Below are 21,239 nucleotides of genomic sequence, written 5' to 3' on the forward strand. Positions count from 1 at the left end.
GCGGCACCGCGCTCACCCGGGCGGCGGGTGTGCCGTGGCGGCCCCCGTACAGCTCGACCAGGATGGGGATCCGGGTCCCTCCGCGGCCCGCGGAGGGAGTGACGATGCCCCGTCTCCTGCTCACCCGTTGGGCGGCCGTCACGATGGCCCTGGCCGGCGTCGCCGTTCCGGTGGGCACGACGGACCACCGTGCCGGGCGGGACGCGGGAGCGGGTCGTCCGGCGCTCGTCCGGCCCCTGGGCCACCAGAGCCGTGGTGAGGCCGAGGGCAGTTACGCGCCCCGGTCGATGGTCGCCGCCCCCACCGTCGGCCTCCTGGCCAACTCCACCGCCGTCGAAGGCGTTCCGCCGTCCGTCGCCAGGGGTGCGCGGTACGTCGAGGGGAGCCACGTCCTGCGGCTGGAGTCCGGCCGGTGGATGTACCTGCCCGAAGCGGGGACGGCGCCGGCCGTGGTCACCTCCGGCCACCCGCCGGCCCGGCAGCAGATCGCGCAGAGCCGCGCCTGGCTGGCCTCGGGCCGGGTCCCGGGCAGGACGCCCGCGCAACGCACCGCGGCCGAGCGGGCCCTGCTGTCCATGCGCGCCCTGCTCCGGCCGAACGGCGCCATGGCGGCGGGCGCCAGTCCCGGCTGGACGTACTCCTGGCCCCGCGACTCCAGCTTCGCCTCCGCCGCCTTCGCGCACACCGGCCACGACGCCGAGGCCTACCGGATCCTGCGCCACAGTGCCGCGACCCAGCGCGAGGACGGCACCTGGGAGGCACGGACGAAGCTCGACGGATCAGGCCGGCCCGACGGCAGGCGGTGGCAGCTCGACGCCAACGGCTGGGTCCCCTGGGCCACCTGGCAGTGGTACCGGACGGCCCCTCGGGCCGCCCGCCGGGCCCGGCTGGCCACCCTCTACCCGATGGTCCGCAAAGCGGCCGACCACGCGGCCGGCACCCTGCGCAAGGACGGGCTGCCCCCCGCCTCCCCCGACTACTGGGAGCTGATGACGACCAGCACGAACATCGGCACGGCCGCGCCGCTGCTCGCCGGCCTCAACGCCGCCGCGGACCTGGCCCGGGAGCTGGACCTGCCGGCCGACACAGCGCGCTGGGCACGGGCCGCCGGCCGGCTCTCCTCCGGGATCTCCGCACGGTTCGCACCCCTCGGCTACCAGCGCACCGTCGACGGACGGCACGGGCACGACAGCGCGCTGGCGTTCATGGCGCCCCCCTTCAACGCGGCCCCCGCCGGCCTGCCCGCCGCATTGGACGCCACGTACCGGGCGCTGCTCCTGCCCAACGGGGGCCTGACGCCCGGCAACGACCCCGCGGCGCCCTGGGGCGCAAACGCCTGGACGCCCAGTACGGGGTTCTTCGCGCTCGCGTGGGCCGCGACGGGGAGGCCTGAGAAGGCCGGACCCGTCCTCGACTGGATCCTTGCCAAGAGGAACCCGCTCGGCGAGCTGCCGGAGAAGGTGGACGGGCAGGGCAGGCCGTCCTCCGTGGCACCCCTCGCCTGGACGGGCTCGATCGTCGTCCTGGCCCTCGTGGCGCTCGACGGCACGGCGCTCCCCACCCCGCCCCTGCGGCCTTAGGGATGGTCCTACCGGTCAGCGCTGCCCGTCGGAGCCGGCGCGCCCGGCCTGGGCGAGCGTCGAGGGCGGAACCGCCGGGTGCCAGGGGGAGGAGGGCGGGAGGCTGCCGAGCGGCTCTGATCCGGCCGGGGGAGCCGTCGTGACGTGCAGACCGGCGTCCAGGCCGAGCGTCGCCGCGACGGCCGTACCGTCCGGCTCGGCGACGGCTGCCGGGGCGCCCGTGTAGAGCATCCGGGACGCGTACCAGGTCGGCGTACGGTCCGGGGCCGACACGCCGACCGTGCCCCCGCGCGCCCGGCCTGCGAGCACGTCGCCCGCCACGCCGACGGATCCGTAGCCACCCTCACCGCCTGCCTCGGTGACCGGGGAGAAGACGGGCGCGGGCCCGTCCGCGATGGCCAGACTGGTACCGACGGTCCCCGTGCCGGGGTGCCGGAAGTACAGGCGGACGCCGTCGCCCCGCGGGCTGGCCGTGAGCGGACCGGTGGTCGCCGGCAGCCCGGTCGGGAAGGGCCCGGTGAACGCGGCGTCCGGCGCGGGCTGCACCCAGGCCAGGACGGTCCGGGCCGTGGCCGCGTACACGTGGCGGCGACCCGCCGCGTCGGTCGCGGTGACGGGATCGCCCTGCAGAGCGCCGCCGCCCAGGGCCTGCCACCCACCGAAGGGGCCGTCCGGCGCCGCCTGCGCGCGGGCGCGCAGGGTGCGGCCGGAATCGCGTACGTACACGGTCATCCGGCCCGTGCGGTCGACGGCGACGGAGGGAGCACTGAGCGCCGAAGTGCCGGATATGTCGGCTGTGTCCGGGGTGCCCAGCGACTGCCACGGGGTGAAGTCACCGCCGGGCGCGGCCTGGACGGCGTACACCAGCTCGCGCCCGTACTCCGCGGCCGTGTTGCCCAGGGTGGTGCGGGTGCCGAGGACCGCGATCCTGCCGTCGGGGAGCCGGGCCGCCGTCGCGCCCGCGTCGATCCCGGTGCCGGGGAGGAACCGGGGACCCTGCCAGGAGGCCTGGGGGCCGCCGCGTGACCAGTACGCCATCCGGCCGTCCAGGACGGCGAAGGCCCACAGCCGGCCCGATGCGCCCTCGGTCATCCAGGAGGTGCCCTCGCCCCGGCTGTAGCGGATGGTCTGGTTCCATCCGGCGCCGGTGGGCCGGGTCGCGGTCTTGCGGTCGCCGCAGCCGGCCGGGCTGCCGCACCAGTCCTGGTGGTCCGTCCAGGCGTAGGTCTTGAGGTAGCCGAGCTTCTCCTCGGCCGCCTGCGGGTCGAGGGTCGGGGGAAGCGCGCTGTTGGGGTAGCTCACGTAGTTCTGGACCGAGAAGTGCGGCCGGTCCGGGGACTTCGCGTAGCGGTCGGCCGCGGCCTGCACGAAACGGGCCCCGTACATGTGGTCCTGGTGGTCGTGGAAGGCGCCGCCGCCCTGCGACCGTCCGGGCGTGGGGTCCTGCGTCCGTATCGTGGTGGGCCGGTACCGCGCGAAGACGCCGGCTATGGCCTCCACCGCCTGCTCCTTGGTGTAGGAGAACGAGGTCCTGACCGGTGTGCCGGAGGCCAGCTGCGCGCCCAGGGCGCCGACCCTGCCGTCCCACAGGCCGCGCAGGCTGTCCGGATTGTCGCCGGAGATGCTGCGGGCCTCGCGCAGCTGCATCCACACCAGGCTGACCTCGGGCCTGGCGGTGAGGACGTCCACCTCGGCGCTGCCCCCGCCGGCCGTGGGCAGGGAGGTGCGCTGCCAGGCGCTGGCGCGGTCGCCGGTGGCCATCTGCGCGTAGGCGGCCCGTATGCCGTTCTGTCGGGCCTCCGCGTAGGCGGCGTGGTCCGCGGGACGGGCGGGGTCCCTCAGGTGCGGGCTGTGGGCCTCGTTCCTGCCGTCGGACTCGCCGGAGGTCAGGTAGACGGTGGCGACCTCGACGCCCGAGGCTATGGAGCGGCTCACGTCGGGGTTCATGAAGAAGAGGTCGTCGTCGGGATGCGCGACGACCTGGAGGACCGTGCCCTCCGTCACACTCGGCCGCGGGCCCGCCTCGGGGGCAGCCGGTTCGGGCGCGTTGCCGTGCCCGAAGGCCCAGGTGGTCACCCCGGCGGCGCCGACGGTGAGCGCGGCGAGCAGGGCCGCTATGTGGGTGCGGCTGGCCAGGGACATCTGCAACGCCTTGAGGATCGGTCCGGTGCGGAACTCCGCCGTGGGGGGTGTCGGTGCCCCGATGGCTCCACCACTTCCGGAGACGACCGGGCCCGATTATGCATCGCACGTTTTCGACTGACACACCCTCAAGTGGTATATGGATGCAAACCGAGTTGAATGCGTTGTATGGGTGACTTGTCCCATTTTTTTGTTGCTTGGGTGGCGTGCGGGAGAGGGGGAGACGTGACGTGCATCTCGTCGCGCGGCAGTCCGGCTTCAGGCGCGACCGGGTGAATTTCTCGCTCGCTGCCCTCGGCCGGACGCCGGCGCCGGCGCGGAAAGGCCAGGTCCGGCCGGTTCGGCGGTGCGTGAGCGCAAGACCGGTCGGCGGACAGCGCCGGTCGTGTCCATGGGGTCGTCCCTGCGCAGGTCCGTGTGACGAGTGACACGACCACGGGGGCAGGTGGCCGTGCGGTGGTTCGACCGGCACGCCGTCACCTGATCTTGTCCGTCCGCACGGCCCACCGCGGTGTATTTCCGCGCCGAGCGGCACGGCCACGCGGGCCCGGCGCGGATCTCGTCGTCGACCGGAGCCGCACACCGCTGCCCTCGCACCTGTGCCGACGGGCTTCTTCACCGCGACGCGGTAGAGCGCGCCGCGGTCAGGGCAGGACGCCCCGCCGGCTTCCGGCCGGACGGGGCGCCCTGCCCTCTGAGCCCCCTCAGTCGATGCCCTGGGCGAAACGGAAGAAGCGGTCCGGGTCGTACGCGCGCTTCACCGACCGCAGCCGCGCGTAGTTCTGCCCGTAGTACGCCTGCCGCCAGTTCGTCAGAGCGGGGTCCATGTAGTTCTGGTAGGACCGCTGCATCGAGTAGGAGTCCATCGCCGTGAAGGCGCCGTCCACCCACGCCTGCCCGCGGTCCTTGTCCTCCTGGCCCGCGTCCGGGCGGGTCAGACCCACCGAGTACCCCGCGTTGAAGAGGGACTCGCGGTGGACGAAGGCCGTGGCCGTCGGCGCGACCTCGTTGATCTGGCCGCCGTACGCGAAGAGCCCCAGGAAGCGGAACTGGCCGGGCCGGAAGTCGGCCGTGAAGGAGCCGAGGGCCTTCTCCGCCGCGGTACGGGTCCACTTCTGGGCGAAGAACTGGTTGCGCCCGGTCGCGTAGTTGTCGCGGGGCAGCTGCGCGTCGGGCGAGTAGCCGATCCGGTGGCACTGGGTGACCGTCTTGTCCCCGCAGCCGAAGATGTTCATCATCGCCTGCTGGTAGGGGAGTTCCACGACCTGCCGCGAGGTGGTGGCGATGCCCGCCGCCGCGACCAGCCGGTCGAGCGTACGGTCGGCATCGGCCTTGGCCCCGGCGTAGCCGCCCATGAGGACGACGTTCGGCTCGGTGCCCTGGGGCGCGTCGGTCGGGAGCAGGAACAGCAGCTCCGAGGACAGCTCCCGTGGTGCGTCGGCGATCCAGTCCTGCCAGGCCAGGATCAGCGTGACGGCGTCCGACCAGCGGAAGTTGAGGTTGTACGTGGTCAGCGAGGGTATTTGGACCGGCCGCACCTCGAAGTCGGTGACGACGCCGAAGTTACCGCCGCCGCCCCCGCGCAGCGCCCAGTACAGGTCGGGGTGCTCGTCCTGCGCCGCGCGGACGGTCGTACCGCAGGCCAGGACGACCCGGGCCGACACCAGCCGGTCGGAGCCCATGCCGAACTTGCGGGAGGGGAAACCGAGCCCGCCGCCCTGCAGCCAGCCGCCGACCGCGACGGTCGGACACGTGCCCGAGGCGACCTGGATGCCGTACGGGGACAGGGTGTTGAGCACGTCCACGCCCTGGCTGCCGGGACCGAGGTGGACGGTGTCGCCCGGCCGGACGCTGTTGAGCCGGGACACGTCGATGACCAGCCCCGGCGTGGTCGAGTAGCCGGCCGCGCTGTGGCCGCCGCTGCGCACCGCGGGAGCGAGGGCGTGGTCCTGGGCGAAGCGGATGCACGCCGCCACGTCGGCCTCGCTGGTGCAGTAGGCGATGGCCTGCGGATGGATCGCGTCGAACTGCGCCAGCTGCAGCTGCTTGGCCGTCTCGTACGTGGGGTCGGCGGGAAGGACCAGGCGGCCGGAGAGCCGGCGCTGCAGCCTGCTCCAGGGGACGGTGGGGCCGGCGGCGTGCGCCAGCATCAGGCCGCCGCCCGTGGTCAGGGCGGCAGCCGCGCCGACACTGGCTCCGGCACGGATGAGCGAGCGCCTGCTGATCACGTGGACCACACTCCGTTCCGTCCTGGCATGCAGGACACAGGGCGTTCCGGCGCCGGCGCAAGGGCCGCGTCCGGGACGAGGACTTCGAACAGATGCAGCATCCGCGAGGGAGCCGCAGGAACGGGCAGAACCGGTGCGTAGTCCGTCACCACGGGCGCGCGCACCGGTGCTGTGCCCGGCGCGCAGTCGGCCGACCGCGGCGCCCGGTCCCGGCTACGCTCGAAACATGGGCCATCGTGTCGATCCACCCCCGGAGCAGGCCGGGTCCGACGCCGACCACGAACGGCTCACCGCTGCCGCCGAGGCGTGGGCGACCGCGATCGTCTCCAACGACGCGGAGCGGATGGCCGGGTTCATGGCGGACGACTGGGTCATCGTCTCCGCGTCGGGCATCTCCACGAAGGAGCAGTTCCTGGCCTTCGTCGCGTCCGGCGAGCTGACCCACTCGGCGATGGAGTTCGTCAGCCCGCCGAGGATCCGCCTGCACGGTGACACCGCCGTGTTCACGGCGCGGGCGACGAACACGGCCCACTACGGGGGCCGGCGGTTCGACGCCGAGGAATGGACGACCGACGTCTTCGTACGGCGTGAGGGCGGCTGGCTGTGCGTGCTGAGCCACATCACCGCGGCGGCCCCGGCGGCTCCGCCCGAAGCGTCACCGGCTCCGCCCGCCACCCCGCCCGCGCCGGGTGCGAGCTGAAGGCGCTCCGGGAGGCGCGGGAGGCGACCCGGTGCGCTATTGCGTGGCGGGCGTGGCACGGGCGATGAGCAGGGCGACGTCGTCGTGGTCGCCCGGGTGCCGCAGCCGGCGCAGGAGCAGGTCACAGGTGATGTCCAGCGCGCGGTGCGGGTCGTCGAGGACGTCGAGCAGAGCTTCCAGCCGTTCGTCGATCGCCTGGTCGCGGGTCTCGACCAGCCCGTCGGTGTACAGGACGAGCTGGGCGCCCGGCTCGATGTCGACGAGGGTGGTGCTGAAGGCGACTCCGCAACCGCCCAGGGGGGCGCCGGACGGCAGGTCGAGAAGCTCCCGCGTCCCGTCCGGGTGGAGGAGGACGGGCGGCAGGTGTCCGGCGAGGGAGATGTGGCACTGCCCCTGGTGGGGGTCGTACACCGCGTACACGCAGGTCGCGATGGTGTTGAGCCCGTCGGTGACGTGGTCGAGGTGGTACAGCACCTGGGCGGGGTTGAGATCCAGATCGGCCAGTGTCCGGGTGGCGGTGCGCAGCTGGCCCATGCTGGCCGCGGCGCCGACCCCGCTGCCCATGACGTCGCCGACGACGAGGGCGGTCTTGTCACCGCTCAGGGGGATGACGTCGAACCAGTCGCCGCCGATCTCCATGGCGGCCTGGGCGGGACGGTAGCGCGTGACGACCTCGAGGCCGGGCCGGCGCGGCGGCGGGTGCGGCAGCAGACTGCGCTGGAGGGTCAGGGCGGTGTGGCGCTGTTCTTCGACGGCCCGGTGGCGCTCGGTGACGTCCACGCTGGAGGTGGCCACCCCCAGCACCTTCCCGTTGGGCGCCTCCAGCCGGTAGAAGGAGATCGACCAGGCGTGTTCGTTGTCGGGGTCGGCCGGCGTACGGCCGACGGTGTACTGGTCCACGATGGGGACGCCGGTGGCCAGGACCTCTCGCATCGCCGCCTCGAAGGACCGGTCCAAGAAGGGCAGCACCTCATGGACGTGCCGGCCGATGTGATCGGCGGCCGGTACGCCGTTCATCCGTTCCTCCGCCGGGTTGACCGAGACGTACCGGAGGTCGGTGTCCAGAACGCCCAGCCCGATCGGGGACTGGGCCACCAGCCGGGCCGACAGGGCCAGCTCCCGTTCGACCTGGCGTAGCGTCGCCTGCTCCGTGGCCAGCCCCAGGGCCCAGTACTCCCGCGCACTGTCCTGCAGCCGCATGTTGCGGAACTCCACCATCCGCGTGGTGCCGTCCTTGTGCCGGACGGGGAAGACCCCGGCCCAGCTGCCGCCGTCGTCCATGACCTGGGCGAACATGTTGAGAACGAGCTCCAGGTAGTCCTCCTGCACCAGCAGCTGTCCCGCGAAGGCGCCGAGGGCCTCCTGGGCGCTGTACCCGAACAGCTTCTCGGCCTGGGGGCTCCAGAGGTCGATCCTGCCCTCGGCGTCGAGGAGGACGGCAGCCACGTTCAGTACGTCGAGCAAGCCGCCCGGTCCCGACGGAGCGGGCCGCGCCGTGCCGCGACCGTTCCGCAGGGGCTCGGCTGCGTTCATCGTCCGGGCTCTCCTTCCGGCCGGCCGGGAGCTGCTGTCCTCTGCCGGGCCGAAGCGTGTGCGGGTACGGGTGGTGCCACCCGAGTCCATGGTCCCCCGCCGCCGGCCCCCCACGCACGCCATGCTGTCCGGACACCCGGGTCACGCCATGCTGTCCGGATGCCCGATCACGCCGCCGACCGGGCGAAAAGATCCGTCCGGCCCGGTGCCACGCCGTACCCGCGCGCGAGCGGGCGCCCCCAGGGGCCGGGGTGGCCGGGGAACGCAGCCGTCATCCGGCACCGTCCGGCCCGCTGCGGTCCAGGCGGCCGACCTGGACGGTGTCCTGGTGGAGCACGCCGACGACGTGGTGATGTGCGGCGTGCCACCGCCGAAGGGAGGCGTCCGCGGGCTCCGCGCCTCCCGGGATGCGCGGCCGCCCTTCTTGGCGGGGCAGGCGCAGGGCGCCTCGTTCGAGATCGTGTCGCCGGACGTCACGGCCGGGGCCGCGTGGCCTGGGCCCGTGCCCTGCTGCGGTGGGGAAGGCCCCAGGAGCCCGCCGGGGACCCGGCGAACCGCATGCGTCTCACGGTGGGCCTGCGCAAGGGTGCGGGGCCGGCGGGTGAGCGCGCACGAGCACCACCCCTTCCCTGACACCTCGGTGGGGAAGGATCCGCCGACCGGGTGACCGCTCTTCGCCAGGACGCCGGAACGTGCGCGGCCCGACGGGTCAGGGGGTCAGGTGGTGGAGTCGCCGACGGGTTCCAGGGCGGGCATCAGCGCGGCGAGGACGCTCTGCATGAAGGCCGGCGGGACGGGCCGGGTGCGCAGCAGCCAGGTGTGGTAGATCGGGCCGTAGATGAGCTCCACGGCCAGCTCCAGGTCCAGGTCGGGACGGATCTGGCCGGCGTCGCGGGCCTTGGCGAGGCGGTCGACGCATTGGTCGATGGACCCACGCAGGATGCGGCGCACGCCCTCGGCGGCGACCTCCTCGGTCTGCGCGGCGGCGATCAGTCCCCGCCAGATCTCACCGAACTCCGTTTCGAAGAGCCGCATCACGTTGGTGGTCTGGGTGACCAGGTCGGCCCGGATGTCCCCGGTGTCGGGATAGCCGGCGGAGGCGTTCCGGTGCATGTCCACGCCCTCGAGGAGGATGGCCGCCTTGGAGGGCCACCAACGGTAGATCGTCGTCTTGCCCACCCCCGCTCTGGTGGCGATGGCCTCGATCGTGGTCGCGATGAATCCGCGCTCGGCGCAGATCTCGAAAGCGGCCGAGATGATCGCTTGGCGGGCCTTCTCGCTGCGGCGGGTCGGATCCGGAGACATACGGCGATCCTACCCCAACGCAACGCTACGTCTCGTGTTGACAACCTGGGTTCCACCTGGCATCTTGACGTCAACGAAACGCTTCGTATCGTGTCGTATCGCGGAGGGTGTGCGGACGGTGTGACGCGGTGGAAGACCGTCTCACCCGTGACCTCGTGTCACGGGGGTCACCTCCGGCGCGGAGTACGGGATGCCCGGGCTGGATCGGAGTCCCCCCACGGGGGTGGGGGGCTCGGGATCCGGCGGAACGGGTCCACCTCCCGCGCTCCGCTCCGCAGGGACGGCCGGGCGGCGGCCCGGCAGCCACTCCCGCGCTGCGGCCCGGGTTGCGTGGTGTCGCGGGGTCGAGCGTGCCGTTGAGCCGCCGGAAGGAGCTGCCGCCTGCCCGGTGCGGAGAGCCTCGCCCGCCGGGGGGTCAGACGTCGCGGGCCATGACGCGCCGGGCGGCCTCGGCCTCGGCCGCGCGCGGCGACAGCTCATCCAGGGTGTCGAGTTCGTCGTCCGACTCCAGCTCCCGCTCCCAGGCGGCCGCGAGGCGCTCCTGCTCCTCGGCCGGTCTGTCGGCGACGGCCTCCCGGTGGTGGGGGTCAAGGGCCGCGAGAAAACGTCCGAGCGCGTCCGTCGGCATGCCGTACTCCTTGTCGCCGGGGGGGGGGAGGGGTGGCAGCGATTGCGATGCCGTGCCCGGCCCAGCATGGCGAACCCGGCCGACGCCGGCGCCCCGACACGGCTCCCCGCCACCCTTATGCCGCTGCGGCTTCCGGCGCCGGACTCCCGGCCCCCGGCTCCCGGCTTCCGATGCCCGGCCCCGGTGCCCGGCGCCTGGCCCCGGCTCCCCGCCTCCAGCCGTCGGTGCCCGCCCCGGCCCCCGGCTTCCGGCGCCCGGCGGCCCTGGCTTCCAGCCTCCGGCGCCGGCCCCCGGCGCTCGGCCCCCGCGCCTGGCCTCCAGCCGTCGGTGCCCGCCCCGGCCTCCGGCCTCCGGGTCTCCATGGCCCTCCGGGGATTCCTCCGAGCCGGAAGCCCGGACAGCCGCGTGGCCGGACTGCCGCCCGTCGGCGTACGGATGCTCAGGCGGGCCTGCGTGCGTCCAGCAGCACAGGAACGCGCGCCTCGACCCCGCGCGCAGCCGCGAGGGCGGGCCCTCGCCGGGCAACGGCACCATCCGGGCCTGCGCCGATCCGTCCCGCCGCAGGACAGCGCCTCGTGGGCCGCACCACGGAGCTGGCGCGGCGGCCTCCGCCCACGGGCGGACCGTGGGACACCCGCAGCGCGGCACCCCGGAGTCGACCGCCCTACGCGACGACGTCGAACGCACCGCCCGGAGCCGGATCGGCGACCGGGCCCACCGCGGGCGCGCACGGCGAACCGGCTGCCGAGGTCCGACGCGTCCTCGCCGACGCACCCTGAACCGGCGGCCGGAGCCCGGGCGCCGCCTACGTCGCGGACCGCTTCGACGGCACCGGCGCCGCCGCCCCGGTGGCCGCGGCCGGCACGGCGTGCGCGGGAGCGGCAGGGTCAGTGCCCGTGCCCGGGGCAGCGCCGGTGGTGGCCAGCCTCAGGGCCGCCACCAGTTCGCGGTAGAGCGGGTCGGTCCTCAGTAGTTCCTGGTGGGTGCCGCGGGCGCGGATCCGGCCCGCCTCCATGACGACGATCGCGTCCGCGTCGACCACCGTCGACAGGCGGTGCGCGATGGTCACCACGGCGCCGGTCGCGGCGCGGCTGCGGATGCAGTCCTGGACGGCCGCCTCGGTAAGGCCGTCCAGCTGGGCCGTCGCCTCGTCCAGGAGCAGCACGTCCGGGGTGCGCAGCAGGGCGCGCGCGAGGGCGATGCGCTGACGTTCGCCGCCCGACACCTGCGCAGACGACAGCGGGGTGTCCAGACCCTCGTCGAGCGCGTCGACCTTCTCCGTCAGCCGTACGTCCTCCAGCACCTGGCGGAGCTCCTCCTCGGTGGCCTCCGGCCGGGCGAGCACCAGGTTGTCGCGGAGGGTGCCGGGCACGACGGGGGTGTCCTGCTCGACGTACGCCAGCCTGGCCCGTACCTCGGAGTGGCTGTACTCGCCGTACGGCCGCCCGTTCAGGAGCACTTCACCCTGGACCGGCTCCAGGAAGCGCAGCACGAGCGAGAACAGGGTCGTCTTGCCGGCTCCCGAGGGCCCGACGATCGCGGTGTGCCCGAGCCGCGGGATGGCCAGCCCCACGCCCGTGACGGCGGGAGCGGCATCGGGGCCGTACGCGGCGCTGACGCCGCGCAGTTCGAGCACCGGCACCTGCGCCGGGTCGCCGACCACGGGCGGGTCCGCCTCCGTGGCGGCCGGCGGAGGCGCCGCGTCCTCCGCCGTCAGGTCCGCGGTCTGCCGGATGCGTTCGGCCGCGGCCATCCCGCCCTGGAGGGTGGTGAGGTTCTGGCTCAGTTCGGTGACCGGCTCCATCAGCGTGAACGCGTACAGCAGGAAGGCGATCAGGCCGGACACCTCCAACTGCCCCTCACCCACCCGCCAGGCCCCGACACCGAGGATCGCGATGACGGCCAGGTGGATGCCGGAGCCGGCGACCGTCCAGGCCAGGGCCTCCTGGCGGACCGCGCGGATCCCGTACTCCGCCGACGACCGCGCGTCCGCCATGATCCGCTCGGCGGCCCGCTCCTCGGCGCGGCTCACCTTCACGGTGCGGATCGCGCGCAGCGTGCCCTCCAGGACACCGCCGAGCCGTCCGATGTGCTCCTGGGACCGCTGCTGCGCCTTGCCGATCCCGGGCATGAGGAGCGCGAAGAGCATGCCGGTCACGGCCACGGCTGCCATGGTCGTACCGAGCAGCACCAGGTCCAGTACGCCCATCAGGACCAGGCTCCCCACCAGCATCACGGCGCCGTTGACCAGACCGACGAACGACTGGGCAGTGGCCTCGCGGAGCAGGACGGTGTCGGAGGTGACCCGCGTGACGAGTTCACCGGTCGGGCGCCGGTTGAGTGCGGGCACGGTGGCGCCCAGGAAGCGCCGCACCATCGACTCGCGGGCCTCCAGCACGATCCGCTCGCCCAGTGCGCCGAGCATGCACCACTGCCGGTACGACACGGCGGCGCCCACGACGAGGAGTACGAGCAGGGCGGTCACGGGGCCGGACAGGGACCCGGAGTCGCCGAGTGCGTCCAGGACCCATTTGGTGATCATGGGCGTGGCCAGGCCGAGGGCCGAGCCGGCCAGGGCCAGGACCAGTCCCATGGCCAGGGTGCGCCGGTGCGGCCGGGCGAACGACCACAGGATGCGGAGCCGGGGCGCGGTGCCTCCGGCAGGGGAACGGGGACGGTCGGGGTCGGTCGGAGAGGTGGATGTCGGGTCAGCCATGCCAGAAATGGAACATCGCTGTTCCATTACGGTCAAATGTGTTTCACAGCGGGTGCCGCGCTACCGTACGCCCATGGGGCCCGACCACACCGCTACGTCCACCGAGAGCGCCACGCGCATGCGCACCCGGCGCTCGATCCTCGACGCCGCCGTCAGCGTCCTCTCGGGCAACCACGGCGCGTCCCTCGCGGACGTCGCCGAGGCCGCCGGCGTCGGGCGGACCACCGTCCACCGCTACTTCCCCGAACGGTCCGACCTGGTGGCGGCGTTGGGGGCGGACGTACGGGAGCGGCTGGAAGAGGCGACCGTACGCGCACGGGTGGACGACGGCCCGGCCCCGAAGGCGCTGGAGCGGCTCTGCCTGGAGTACTTCGAGCTGGGGGACCGGCTCATGCTCCTCTTCGACGTGCCGCAGTTCATGACCTGGGCCGGCTTCGAGGAGGAGACCGACGCCGACCGCACGCTGATCCGGCTCATCGAACGCGGACAGGCCGAGGGCACGGTCGACACCGAGGCGGACGCCGACTGGCTGCAGAACGTACTGTGGTCGCTGCTGTACGCGGCCTGGATGCAAGCACGCGACTACGGCACCCCCCGCCATACGGCCATCTCCTTGTGCCTGCACACCCTGCGCAAGGCAACGGCGGCCGGCTGACCCGCGCGACGACGGCGAGGAGTTCAGGTGGAGTTCAGCCCCGCCGCAGCAGGCCCGCGCGGCGGGCCAGTGCGTCCTCGGCGGCCGAACCCTGCCGACGGCCCGGCTTCTCGCGCGTGACGTAGCGGAACGGCAGCCCGCCCGGAACGGCCAGTACGCCACCGAACCGGGTGTCCCCGGCGAACCACACCTCCCTGTCGACCGGCTTGCGTTCCGGGCCGTCCCAGCCCTCACCCGGCGGCGGGAACGAGCACTGGCTCTGTCCGTCGGGGCCGAGCAGGACCACCCGGCCGTCGGCGGCCCACCGCCGACCACCCGCACGGTCGCCCTCCGCCGCCACCACCCGCACCTCGCGAGCGGCACAGGGCCACACCTGCCAGCCGTACGTGGCCAGCACCAGGCGCTCCCGGCGCCGGGCCCGGCGCCACAGCAAGGTCAGGCCGACGGTCGCCCCGAGCAGGGGCACCAGCATCACGGCCGCCCCCACCGCGTACGCCGACCCCGGCCCGGCCGTCGCGACCACCGCCACCAGCACCGCCGCCTCGGAGGCGACGGCCCACCACCCCCGCCGCAGCCCCCGTTCCCGGCGCCGCAGCACCTCCGCGACTCCAGGGGTGTCCAGGGCGGTGCCCGGCAGCACCGGGTACCCGTACTCATCGGCCGGCATCGGCAGGCTCCGGTTTCGGTCAGGGCCGCGACAGCTGCGGCGGCGGGGCAGAAATCGTCCACGGGAGCGGCACGCCCCCGCCGGAAGTGCGGGAGACCGCGCCCGTCCCCCTGTGAGCACGCGCCCGTGACGGAAATGGTTCCCCGGGACTCCGGCGGCTCGCGCCTGACCACCGCACCCGTATGACGCGTCCGGCGGTGGCAGGAACACGGGTGGCGACGGCACCGGCGGTGATGCTCGATCTCTCGTCCTGCACGGCGCTCGAGCCGATGGGGATCATCCCGGTCGACTCCAGCCTGCGTGCGGCGCTGACCGGCTTCACCCAGCTCTCCGCCGAGACCAGGACGCGGCAAGGGCATTTGCATGAACAGCCTCATGCCCGGCTGCGTGAACAGCCGGCAGTCGGTCACAGGCTCGTGAAGAGGCCGTCGAGCGGGGCCGGTACCTGCCCGGGGCCGAGGGCCTCCACCAGGAGACGGCCGTAACGGATCTTGCGGCCCTTCTTCGTCCCGAGGAAGCGCCGCAACTGCTGCTGGCGGGGCCGGCCGTGGTGTGCGGGCTGGTGCAGGAAGGTCTCCCAGGCCCGCAGGTCCTCGTCGGCCCGGACGATCTCCTCGACGCGGGCCGGGCCCAGCGCCCGGATGAGTTCGTCCTCCAGGTCCGCCACGCACACGAAGAACCCCCGGTGAGGTGCCCGGGCCCGCTGCAGGCCGCGGTCGTAGAAGCCCCGCTCGCCCTCGTCGCACAGCCCCCTCAGGTTCAGGCCGAGACCTGGCGGACCGAGGAGGCCGGCGTAACGGCCGATACTCATCGCCCCGCCCATCGACACGACGCACACCCCTTCGGCAGCCAGGTCCCGGCCATGCCGTGCGGCGAGCGCCTCCACAGCCGCGAGGTCGCTCGGTCCTTCCAGGAGCACCGCCGTCCGCAGTCCCAGCCGTACGGCGAGATCACTCGCCGGGGCGCCGGGACCGCCGGCCGCCCAGTGGGTGACCGCCTCCCGGAATGCGCGCATGTCCGTCATGGAGCGAGTCTGCACTCCACCGAGCGGCACAGCACGCACTGTTCGACGGCCCTGCTCGGTCACCGGGCGTCCGACGGGAAAACCAGGTGCGTCCGGCCGTCACCGTCTCCTACCGTTCCGGGCATGCGCGTCGTTTTCACGAAGGGCCCCCGTACGAGCTACGAGATCGCGGTGAGCCGCGAGAAGGGGCCCGTGCTCGCCCCGCGCAACGGACCCGGCGGGCACCCGTATCTGCCGCACGACCTGGTGCACTTCCTGGTCGAGGCCGAGGCGGGCATCGAGCTGGGCGTCTACGGGCGCCTGGCCGCGGGCGACAACGGCCTGTTCTGGCCGGCCGACCCGGCGGAACGCGCCAAGGCCGCACGGCGCCGCAAGTCGAAGCCGACAGCCCCGTCCCCCCGGGCACAGGCCGACATGGCCCGGTCCGAGCAACTGGCGGGCATCGCCGTACCCGTGTGGGAGGTCCGGCACGGCCACGCGCAGGAACTGCCGGCCTATGTGACGGCAACGGGCGAGATCCCCGCGGTCGTCGACCGGATCGTGTCCCGCTTCGACGACTACGCCCCCCGCTGGCACGCGCTCCCGGTCGGGGGCTCGCTGACCCTGATGTGGTGAGGCCCGCCCGCTCCGGAGGCCTGACCGGTCCGGGACGCCCGGTCGGCAGCAGGGCGGCGAACGGGGCCGTGTGACGGACAATGGGGATGCCCGGCCATGGACGGGGTAGTTCGTGCTGATCACCCGGCGGTGCGAGATCATGCAGTGCCGGGACACCGGCCGCATGCGGGGGGAGATGCCGATGACAGCCGAACCGGACGCCGAGGGGACCACCGTCGCCGACCTGGTCGCGGCCGCCGGGGAGGATCAGAGCGGCGCCCTGTGGCGGCTGCGCGACGCCGACAGGCAGCTCGACGCCAACCTCGTCCGGCTCCTGCCCGGCGCGGAGGTCGCCGCACACACGGAGGCCGACGTCGACGTGCTGCTCCTCGTCGTCGCCGGCGACGGTTCCCTCACCCTCGACGGCGCCGTGCGCGCGGTCGGTACCGGCTCCCTCACCTTCCTGCCCCGCGGCGCGGCCCGGGCCCTCCTGGCCGGCCCGCAAGGCCTGACCTTCCTCACCGCGCACCGCAGACGAGCCGGCCTGGCCATCGGCCGACGCCCACGATCCGCAGGCCCTCGCCCGGAGTGCGACGTGCACCTCGTCTGCACCCGGTGCCACCGTCACGCCATCGAGGCCGACGCCCAGTACTGCAGCCGGTGCGGCACCCCACTGAAACGCCGTGCGGCGGGCACCTGACGGAACCGAACCGTGTACAGGGCGCGAGGCGGAGACCCGACGCCAACGGCGGCCCGGCCTACGCCGGGCCGGAGACGTACGAGGTCATCTGCATCATCCGGTGAGCGCTCGTGCCCCCACGCAGACCTCAGGGCGCGGTCTCGCGCCCTGAGGTGGGGGTCCGACGACGGGGGGCGTCTTCAGCGCTTGGCGCTGGGTACGGCCAGGGGTTCACCCGGGGCCTTCTTCTTCGCCCGCTCCATCTGTTCGCCGAGTTCGGTGAGGCGGTTGCGGCCCATGGCCTTGCGGACGTCGGGGAACCACTCCTTCTCCTCCTCCTCGACGTGGTGGCGGACGTTCTCCATGAGGACGCTCATCTTGGCGTCGAAGCGTTCGTCGGCTGCGTCCAGGTCCTTGAGTTCGGACAGCATCCACAGCACCACGTGGTGCTCCTCGATGCTTTCCAGCACGTGGTCCTTGGTGTCGGGGGCGGCCTCGCGGGCGGCCGGGTAGAAGATCTTCTCTTCGATCCACGTGTGCGTGGTGAGCTCCTCGATCACCTGGTCGGCGATCTTCCGCTTCTCTGCGTGGGCGTTGTCGTCGGCCTTCTCGAACTGCTTGAACAGCTTCTCGACCGTCTTGTGGTCTTCCTTGAGCAGCACGATCCCGTCCACCGGCGCCTCCTCGGCCTCGCGTAGCGGGCGGCGTGGCCTGCCGCCCTGACGCCGACTACCCCGTGCCGCCCGGCGACGCCCGTGCAGGGCGGAGGGTTGGCCCGTAAGGAGGACGCGCCTACGCCGTACGCCCCATTCGCGCGCTGACGCCTCATGGGCCCCCGCCGGCCACTTCCGGAGCGGGTGCGGGTGCGGGTACGGGTGCGGGTGCGGGTGCGGGTACGGGAGCGGGAGCGGGAGCGGGAGCTGGGGCTCCCCTGCGTGGTGGGGAGCCCCAGCGGCTGCCGGGCGGGGAGTCAGCTGTGGTCGTGGCCGTAGTACCGGCCGAGCTGGTCGCGGTAGGCAGTGTCGCCGCGGTGCTCGTCCTTGTCGTAGGTGGGGGAGTCCTTGATCTGGTCCTTGGTGAGGTTGAGCCGGACCAGTTCCTTCTCCACGTCGATGCGGGCGATGGTGCCGGCCGGGATCAGGACGTGCTTGCCGAAGATCCAGGGGCCGGTGTCGACGACGAGGTAGGAGGCGTCGACGTCTTCGGTGGCCTCGTCGACCTTGCCGATGTGCCCGTCCGTGGCTTCGACCTTGTAGCCGACCAGGCGGGTGCCGGGTTTGTAGTGCGACTCGGAGTTGTAGCTCCACATGTCAGCGGTCACGGGATGTCTCCACTTCTCTGCGGACGGGCTTCCGCGCCCGTCAGGTGTGCAGGAGGCTGTTGCGGCCGTCGTGGCCGTCCGCCTCCTCCTCGTCGAGCCAGTGACCGCCGTCCGCGAGGTAGCGGAAGCCGTGCCGCTCGTTCACCGGGAAGGTGACCGTGACCGCACGGGTCCCGTCGGGGCGTTCGGCCATCGCATGTGCGCCGGGTCGCCAGTCGTTGAAGTCACCGACCACGCTGACCTCACCGGCCGGATGGCCGGCGGGCAGGACGAACGTGATCTCGGTGCGCTTCTTGCGCCGGGTGCGTTCGAGCACGGGACATCAGCTCCTCACGTGCAGGGGAATGACCTCGCCATCCCTGCCCGCTCCGGCAGCCCGCGCAGCGGGGGACTACGTCTGCTGCCACATACTTGCCACCCCAACGGCCCCACGCGCGCCACGACCCGGGGGCTTCCGGACAGAGGGCCTGGGCGGGGGAAGCCGTACGCGGGGGTCAGTGCCCCGGCCTCTTCCGGCCGTGCCGCTGGATCCGGTACTTCCAGCGTGCGAGGAGTTCGCCGGGCGTTCGGGCCGGGGGCGTGTGTTCGGCGGGCCACTCCTCCTGCCGGGTCAGGGCAACGGTCGGCATGAGGTAGCGCATGCCGCCCGTTTCCAGAGCGCACAGGGGGACGTCGTCGGGGGCGTCGGGGTGACCGACGCGGATGAGGAACGGTTTCGGGGGATCGGTGGGGATCTCGCCCCGCAGGAGGGTGGCTTCGGTGCGCGGTGCGCGGACCGAGGCGGTCGTCTTCCCGTCGACCAGTACTTCTGCCGAGCGGTGCCGGACGTCGTACAGGACGGTGATCGAGTGGCCGTCCTGGTCCAGGTGATATCGGTGGTGGGCCGCCATGCCAGCCTCCCCGGACGTTCTGCTACCAGCGTAGAGCGCGGCGCCGCGCAGGGTGCTCCGGCAGGGGAGCGGCGTCCGTGCGGTCCGCCGGCCCGACGCCGGGCCGGCGGCCCCACGCAGCCGACCACCTGCCTCCCCGAGGCGTGGGGTACGGCTGCCCGTCCCGCTTCGGCCGCCGCGCGCCGCGTCGTCACTCTTGCCGCAGGCTCATGACCAGGTCGCGCGGCAGACCGTGCGTGTCGTGGAGGTAGTGGAGGTCCTCCTCGGTCAGCACCCCCCGGAACCGGGGCCGGGCGAGGACCTGCCGGCCGCGCTCCAGGAGCCGGCGGAACCGGCGCTCCTCCTCGAGCAGTACCCGCAGCACGTCATCCGTGCGCATGTCCTGCCGGAAGTGGTCCAGGGTGTGCCGGACGAGTTCGTCCGGCAGGTCCTCCACTCCGCGCGAAGGATCGTCCCTCCACAGCACGGTGAGCACCCGCCGCACCAGGCGTCGCAGCACGTACCCCTGCCCGGTGTTGGCCGGGCGCACGCCGTCGCCGACTACGACGACGGCCGAGCGCAGGTGGTCGCAGACCAGACGCAGTGACGGTTCGTCCAGAGGCCACAGGGCCGGCACGAGGCGGCGCCAGGGTTCGAAGACGTCGCATTCGAACACGGACGGCGTGCCCTGGAGGAGAGAGGCCAGCCGTTCCAGGCCGAGTCCGGTGTCGACGTTGCGCTGGGGCAGCGGTACGAGGGAGCCGTCGTCGAGCCGGCGGTGGCTCATCGTCACGTGGTTCCACACCTCCACCCAGCGGTCGTCGCCGGTGGGTGTCGACCGCGGAGGGCCGTCACCGCTCCACAGGAAGATCTCCGAGTCGGGACCGCACGGTCCGACAGGCCCGTTGGACCACCAGTTGTCCTCCACGGTGAGTTCGACGGGGACGCCGAGGCCCTGCCACAGCTCGAGGGAAGCGGTGTCCGGCCCGGTCCGGCCGTCACCGGCGTAGACAGTGGCGTGCAACAGGCCGGGATCGATCCCCAGCCCCTCGGTGAGCAGCCCGTATCCCCAGTCGAGGCTGAGCGGGCCCTCGTAGTCGCCCAGCGACCAGGTGCCGAGCATCTCGAAGACCGTCAGATGAGTGGCGTCGCCGACCTCCTCCAGGTCCGTGGTGCGCAGACAGCGCTGTACGTTGACCAGGCGCCTGCCCAGCGGATGCGGGCGGCCCTCCAGGTAGGGAGTGAGCGGGTGCATGCCGGAGGTGGTGAAGAGGACGGGGTCTCCGGGTGGTGGCAGCAGTGTCGAACCGACGATCCGGCGGTGGCCGCGTTCTTCGAAGTACTCGACGAACGTCCTGACCAGCTGTTCCGTGTGCATGGGGCGACTCCTTCGCGTCGAAGCGGGGGGAGGCACCGGAGAACGGGACCGTGCAGTCTCCGGCCGGTGGCAGGGATGCCACGGCACAACCGACGGACCGTTTCCGGTCGCCGGGGGAGAAGAACGTCAGACGGCGGCAACCGGTGCGCTGGTCGCTCGCGCGGTCGCGGTGGTGGTGCTGAGGCCGGTGACGTTCATGCGGATGACCATAACGCGGCGCTGCACTTCGGAGCACGGGGGTTTTCGCCGGTCGGTGCCGCCGCGGGCCCGACCGGTTCCCCCCGGCCCGGTGAGCGTGATGAGGCTGTGACCTGCGGCTGTTCAGGTGGACCGCGATGATCACTAGGGTTCGTGGGTGCCGAACAACAACGAGATACCCACGGGCCGGAGCGGCCCGGACGACGACGAGTGGAATGACTTCGTCCGGCGGTTCGAAGCGGAGGGGATCGGCCGGCAGCCCGCGCCCCGGCCCCGGCGGGCCTGGCCACGGAACCTGGCGCTGGGGCTCGTCGCGGCGGGTGCCGCCTTCGCCGTGCTGAAGTACACCGGGGGTTCAGCCGACGACGGGACCGCCGCGCCCGCTCCGGCCGCGCCCGCTCCCACCCCGTCCGCACCCGCCGGGGCGACCTCCGCTGCACCGTCGGCCGCGCTGTCGGCCGCTCCGTCGCGGGGCGCGGCGGCCGCCGACGCCGCGCGGCCGATGATGCCCCTCGCAGAACTGTTCCCGGCCGAGGTCGAAGGCGCCTCCGGCACCACCTTCACCCGGCTGGGCTCGACCGTGATGCGGTCCTGCACCGAACCGGACGGGGTCGGCCCCCGGCTGGCCGCCATGATCGAGGCCAGCGCGGGCTGCGTCGGCGAGCAGATCGCCTTCTACAAGGACGACCGGAACAACCAGTTCAACGTGGCCGTCTTCACGATGAAGGACCCGCTGGACACCCTGAGGATGGTCACCGGACTGTCCATGGCCTTCGACGACCACCAGGTCGCCGTACAGGCCCCGCCGCCCGGATCCGGGCTGCCGACCCTGCCCGCGGACAGCGGTCTGGTGCAGGGCTTCACGGGCCACGGGCGGGTCATGGTGGTCGCCATGGGGCAGTGGTCCGACGGCCGGACCGCGCAGTTCCAGCAGCTCGTGGACCGTATGAAACCCCTCCAGGACGCGGTCTCGGACAAGGTCGGCACCCACGAGGGCACGGGCTGAGACCTTCCCGCCCCGG

General features: G+C 73.1%; 19 protein-coding genes. 6 read left to right on the top strand and 13 right to left on the bottom strand.

Going from position 1 to position 21,239, the window contains the following annotated elements:
• Positions 1-104 precede the first annotated feature (104 nt).
• Positions 105-1,580 (top strand): hypothetical protein, encoded by a 1,476-nt coding sequence (locus ACFWUZ_RS30630; protein WP_384380102.1) that lies wholly within the window; start codon positions 105-107, stop codon positions 1,578-1,580.
• A gap of 15 nt (positions 1,581-1,595) precedes the next feature.
• On the opposite strand, the gene ACFWUZ_RS30635 is transcribed toward ACFWUZ_RS30630, so the two are convergent.
• Positions 1,596-3,722 (bottom strand): PIG-L family deacetylase, encoded by a 2,127-nt coding sequence (locus ACFWUZ_RS30635; RefSeq protein ID WP_384380105.1) that lies wholly within the window; start codon positions 3,720-3,722, stop codon positions 1,596-1,598.
• Between the two features lie 704 nt (positions 3,723-4,426).
• Positions 4,427-5,950 carry an FAD-binding oxidoreductase gene (locus ACFWUZ_RS30640; protein WP_384380108.1) on the bottom strand — a complete coding sequence of 508 codons (1,524 nt, stop codon included), beginning with the start codon at positions 5,948-5,950 and terminating at the stop codon, positions 4,427-4,429.
• A gap of 226 nt (positions 5,951-6,176) precedes the next feature.
• Between ACFWUZ_RS30640 and ACFWUZ_RS30645 the strand changes: the two genes are divergently transcribed.
• A complete protein-coding gene (locus ACFWUZ_RS30645; protein WP_384380111.1) occupies positions 6,177-6,650 on the top strand; it encodes a nuclear transport factor 2 family protein in 474 nt (157 codons plus the stop codon).
• 36 nt (positions 6,651-6,686) lie between these two features.
• On the opposite strand, the gene ACFWUZ_RS30650 is transcribed toward ACFWUZ_RS30645, so the two are convergent.
• The 4 genes from ACFWUZ_RS30650 to ACFWUZ_RS30665 all read right to left on the bottom strand — a co-directional run bounded on the left by ACFWUZ_RS30650 (position 6,687) and on the right by ACFWUZ_RS30665 (position 12,832).
• Positions 6,687-8,183, bottom strand: coding sequence for a SpoIIE family protein phosphatase (locus ACFWUZ_RS30650; RefSeq protein WP_384380114.1), 1,497 nt, complete (start codon positions 8,181-8,183; stop codon positions 6,687-6,689).
• A gap of 717 nt (positions 8,184-8,900) precedes the next feature.
• Positions 8,901-9,488 (bottom strand): TetR/AcrR family transcriptional regulator, encoded by a 588-nt coding sequence (locus ACFWUZ_RS30655; RefSeq protein ID WP_384380117.1) that lies wholly within the window; start codon positions 9,486-9,488, stop codon positions 8,901-8,903.
• A gap of 415 nt (positions 9,489-9,903) precedes the next feature.
• The gene (locus ACFWUZ_RS30660) at positions 9,904-10,116 is read right to left on the bottom strand and encodes a hypothetical protein (protein ID WP_384380120.1); all 213 of its coding nucleotides are present in this window, start codon (positions 10,114-10,116) and stop codon (positions 9,904-9,906) included.
• Between the two features lie 805 nt (positions 10,117-10,921).
• Entirely contained in the window at positions 10,922-12,832 is a 1,911-nt protein-coding gene (locus ACFWUZ_RS30665; protein WP_384380123.1) for an ABC transporter ATP-binding protein, read from the bottom strand.
• A gap of 73 nt (positions 12,833-12,905) precedes the next feature.
• On the opposite strand from ACFWUZ_RS30665, the gene ACFWUZ_RS30670 reads away from it, so the two are divergent.
• The gene (locus ACFWUZ_RS30670; protein ID WP_384380126.1) at positions 12,906-13,487 is read left to right on the top strand and encodes a TetR/AcrR family transcriptional regulator; all 582 of its coding nucleotides are present in this window, start codon (positions 12,906-12,908) and stop codon (positions 13,485-13,487) included.
• Positions 13,488-13,521: 34 nt separating this feature from the next.
• On the opposite strand, the gene ACFWUZ_RS30675 is transcribed toward ACFWUZ_RS30670, so the two are convergent.
• Both ACFWUZ_RS30675 and ACFWUZ_RS30680 read right to left on the bottom strand, forming a co-directional pair.
• Positions 13,522-14,154, bottom strand: a complete 633-nt coding sequence (locus tag ACFWUZ_RS30675; protein ID WP_384380129.1) for a hypothetical protein — start codon at positions 14,152-14,154, stop codon at positions 13,522-13,524.
• Between the two features lie 406 nt (positions 14,155-14,560).
• A complete protein-coding gene (locus ACFWUZ_RS30680; protein ID WP_384380133.1) occupies positions 14,561-15,178 on the bottom strand; it encodes a TOPRIM nucleotidyl transferase/hydrolase domain-containing protein in 618 nt (205 codons plus the stop codon).
• Between the two features lie 123 nt (positions 15,179-15,301).
• Between ACFWUZ_RS30680 and ACFWUZ_RS30685 the strand changes: the two genes are divergently transcribed.
• A complete protein-coding gene (locus tag ACFWUZ_RS30685) occupies positions 15,302-15,793 on the top strand; it encodes a hypothetical protein (protein ID WP_384380136.1) in 492 nt (163 codons plus the stop codon).
• Between the two features lie 181 nt (positions 15,794-15,974).
• Positions 15,975-16,472: a hypothetical protein gene (locus ACFWUZ_RS30690; protein ID WP_384380139.1), complete on the top strand. Its 498-nt coding sequence runs from the start codon at positions 15,975-15,977 to the stop codon at positions 16,470-16,472.
• A 179-nt stretch (positions 16,473-16,651) separates the two neighbouring features.
• On the opposite strand, the gene ACFWUZ_RS30695 is transcribed toward ACFWUZ_RS30690, so the two are convergent.
• The 5 genes from ACFWUZ_RS30695 to ACFWUZ_RS30715 form a co-directional block, all read right to left on the bottom strand.
• The gene (locus tag ACFWUZ_RS30695; protein ID WP_384380142.1) at positions 16,652-17,125 is read right to left on the bottom strand and encodes a hemerythrin domain-containing protein; all 474 of its coding nucleotides are present in this window, start codon (positions 17,123-17,125) and stop codon (positions 16,652-16,654) included.
• A gap of 296 nt (positions 17,126-17,421) precedes the next feature.
• On the bottom strand, positions 17,422-17,772 hold the full coding sequence (locus tag ACFWUZ_RS30700) for a PRC-barrel domain-containing protein (RefSeq protein WP_384380145.1): 351 nt from the start codon (positions 17,770-17,772) through the stop codon (positions 17,422-17,424).
• Between the two features lie 40 nt (positions 17,773-17,812).
• A complete protein-coding gene (locus ACFWUZ_RS30705; RefSeq protein WP_384380148.1) occupies positions 17,813-18,088 on the bottom strand; it encodes an isoamylase early set domain-containing protein in 276 nt (91 codons plus the stop codon).
• Between the two features lie 178 nt (positions 18,089-18,266).
• Positions 18,267-18,662, bottom strand: coding sequence for a hypothetical protein (locus ACFWUZ_RS30710; protein WP_384380151.1), 396 nt, complete (start codon positions 18,660-18,662; stop codon positions 18,267-18,269).
• A gap of 190 nt (positions 18,663-18,852) precedes the next feature.
• Entirely contained in the window at positions 18,853-20,019 is a 1,167-nt protein-coding gene (locus tag ACFWUZ_RS30715) for an alanine--tRNA ligase-related protein (RefSeq protein ID WP_384380154.1), read from the bottom strand.
• A gap of 355 nt (positions 20,020-20,374) precedes the next feature.
• Between ACFWUZ_RS30715 and ACFWUZ_RS30720 the strand changes: the two genes are divergently transcribed.
• Positions 20,375-21,223: a hypothetical protein gene (locus ACFWUZ_RS30720; protein WP_384380157.1), complete on the top strand. Its 849-nt coding sequence runs from the start codon at positions 20,375-20,377 to the stop codon at positions 21,221-21,223.
• Positions 21,224-21,239 lie beyond the last annotated feature (16 nt).

Origin of the sequence: Streptomyces sp. NPDC058646, assembly GCF_042716875.1 — a bacterium.
Lineage (GTDB): Bacteria > Actinomycetota > Actinomycetes > Streptomycetales > Streptomycetaceae > Streptomyces.

Coding starts and splice junctions, on each gene's coding strand:
- ACFWUZ_RS30645 (WP_384380111.1), top strand. CDS start 6,177: ATGGGCCATCGTGTCGATCCACCCCCGGAGCAGGCCGGGTCCGACGCC.
- ACFWUZ_RS30690 (WP_384380139.1), top strand. CDS start 15,975: ATGACAGCCGAACCGGACGCCGAGGGGACCACCGTCGCCGACCTGGTC.
- ACFWUZ_RS30650 (WP_384380114.1), bottom strand. CDS start 8,183: ATGAACGCAGCCGAGCCCCTGCGGAACGGTCGCGGCACGGCGCGGCCC.
- ACFWUZ_RS30675 (WP_384380129.1), bottom strand. CDS start 14,154: ATGCCGGCCGATGAGTACGGGTACCCGGTGCTGCCGGGCACCGCCCTG.
- ACFWUZ_RS30655 (WP_384380117.1), bottom strand. CDS start 9,488: ATGTCTCCGGATCCGACCCGCCGCAGCGAGAAGGCCCGCCAAGCGATC.
- ACFWUZ_RS30680 (WP_384380133.1), bottom strand. CDS start 15,178: ATGACGGACATGCGCGCATTCCGGGAGGCGGTCACCCACTGGGCGGCC.
- ACFWUZ_RS30710 (WP_384380151.1), bottom strand. CDS start 18,662: ATGGCGGCCCACCACCGATATCACCTGGACCAGGACGGCCACTCGATC.
- ACFWUZ_RS30670 (WP_384380126.1), top strand. CDS start 12,906: ATGGGGCCCGACCACACCGCTACGTCCACCGAGAGCGCCACGCGCATG.
- ACFWUZ_RS30630 (WP_384380102.1), top strand. CDS start 105: ATGCCCCGTCTCCTGCTCACCCGTTGGGCGGCCGTCACGATGGCCCTG.
- ACFWUZ_RS30665 (WP_384380123.1), bottom strand. CDS start 12,832: ATGGCTGACCCGACATCCACCTCTCCGACCGACCCCGACCGTCCCCGT.
- ACFWUZ_RS30635 (WP_384380105.1), bottom strand. CDS start 3,722: ATGTCCCTGGCCAGCCGCACCCACATAGCGGCCCTGCTCGCCGCGCTC.
- ACFWUZ_RS30715 (WP_384380154.1), bottom strand. CDS start 20,019: ATGCACACGGAACAGCTGGTCAGGACGTTCGTCGAGTACTTCGAAGAA.
- ACFWUZ_RS30685 (WP_384380136.1), top strand. CDS start 15,302: ATGCGCGTCGTTTTCACGAAGGGCCCCCGTACGAGCTACGAGATCGCG.
- ACFWUZ_RS30660 (WP_384380120.1), bottom strand. CDS start 10,116: ATGCCGACGGACGCGCTCGGACGTTTTCTCGCGGCCCTTGACCCCCAC.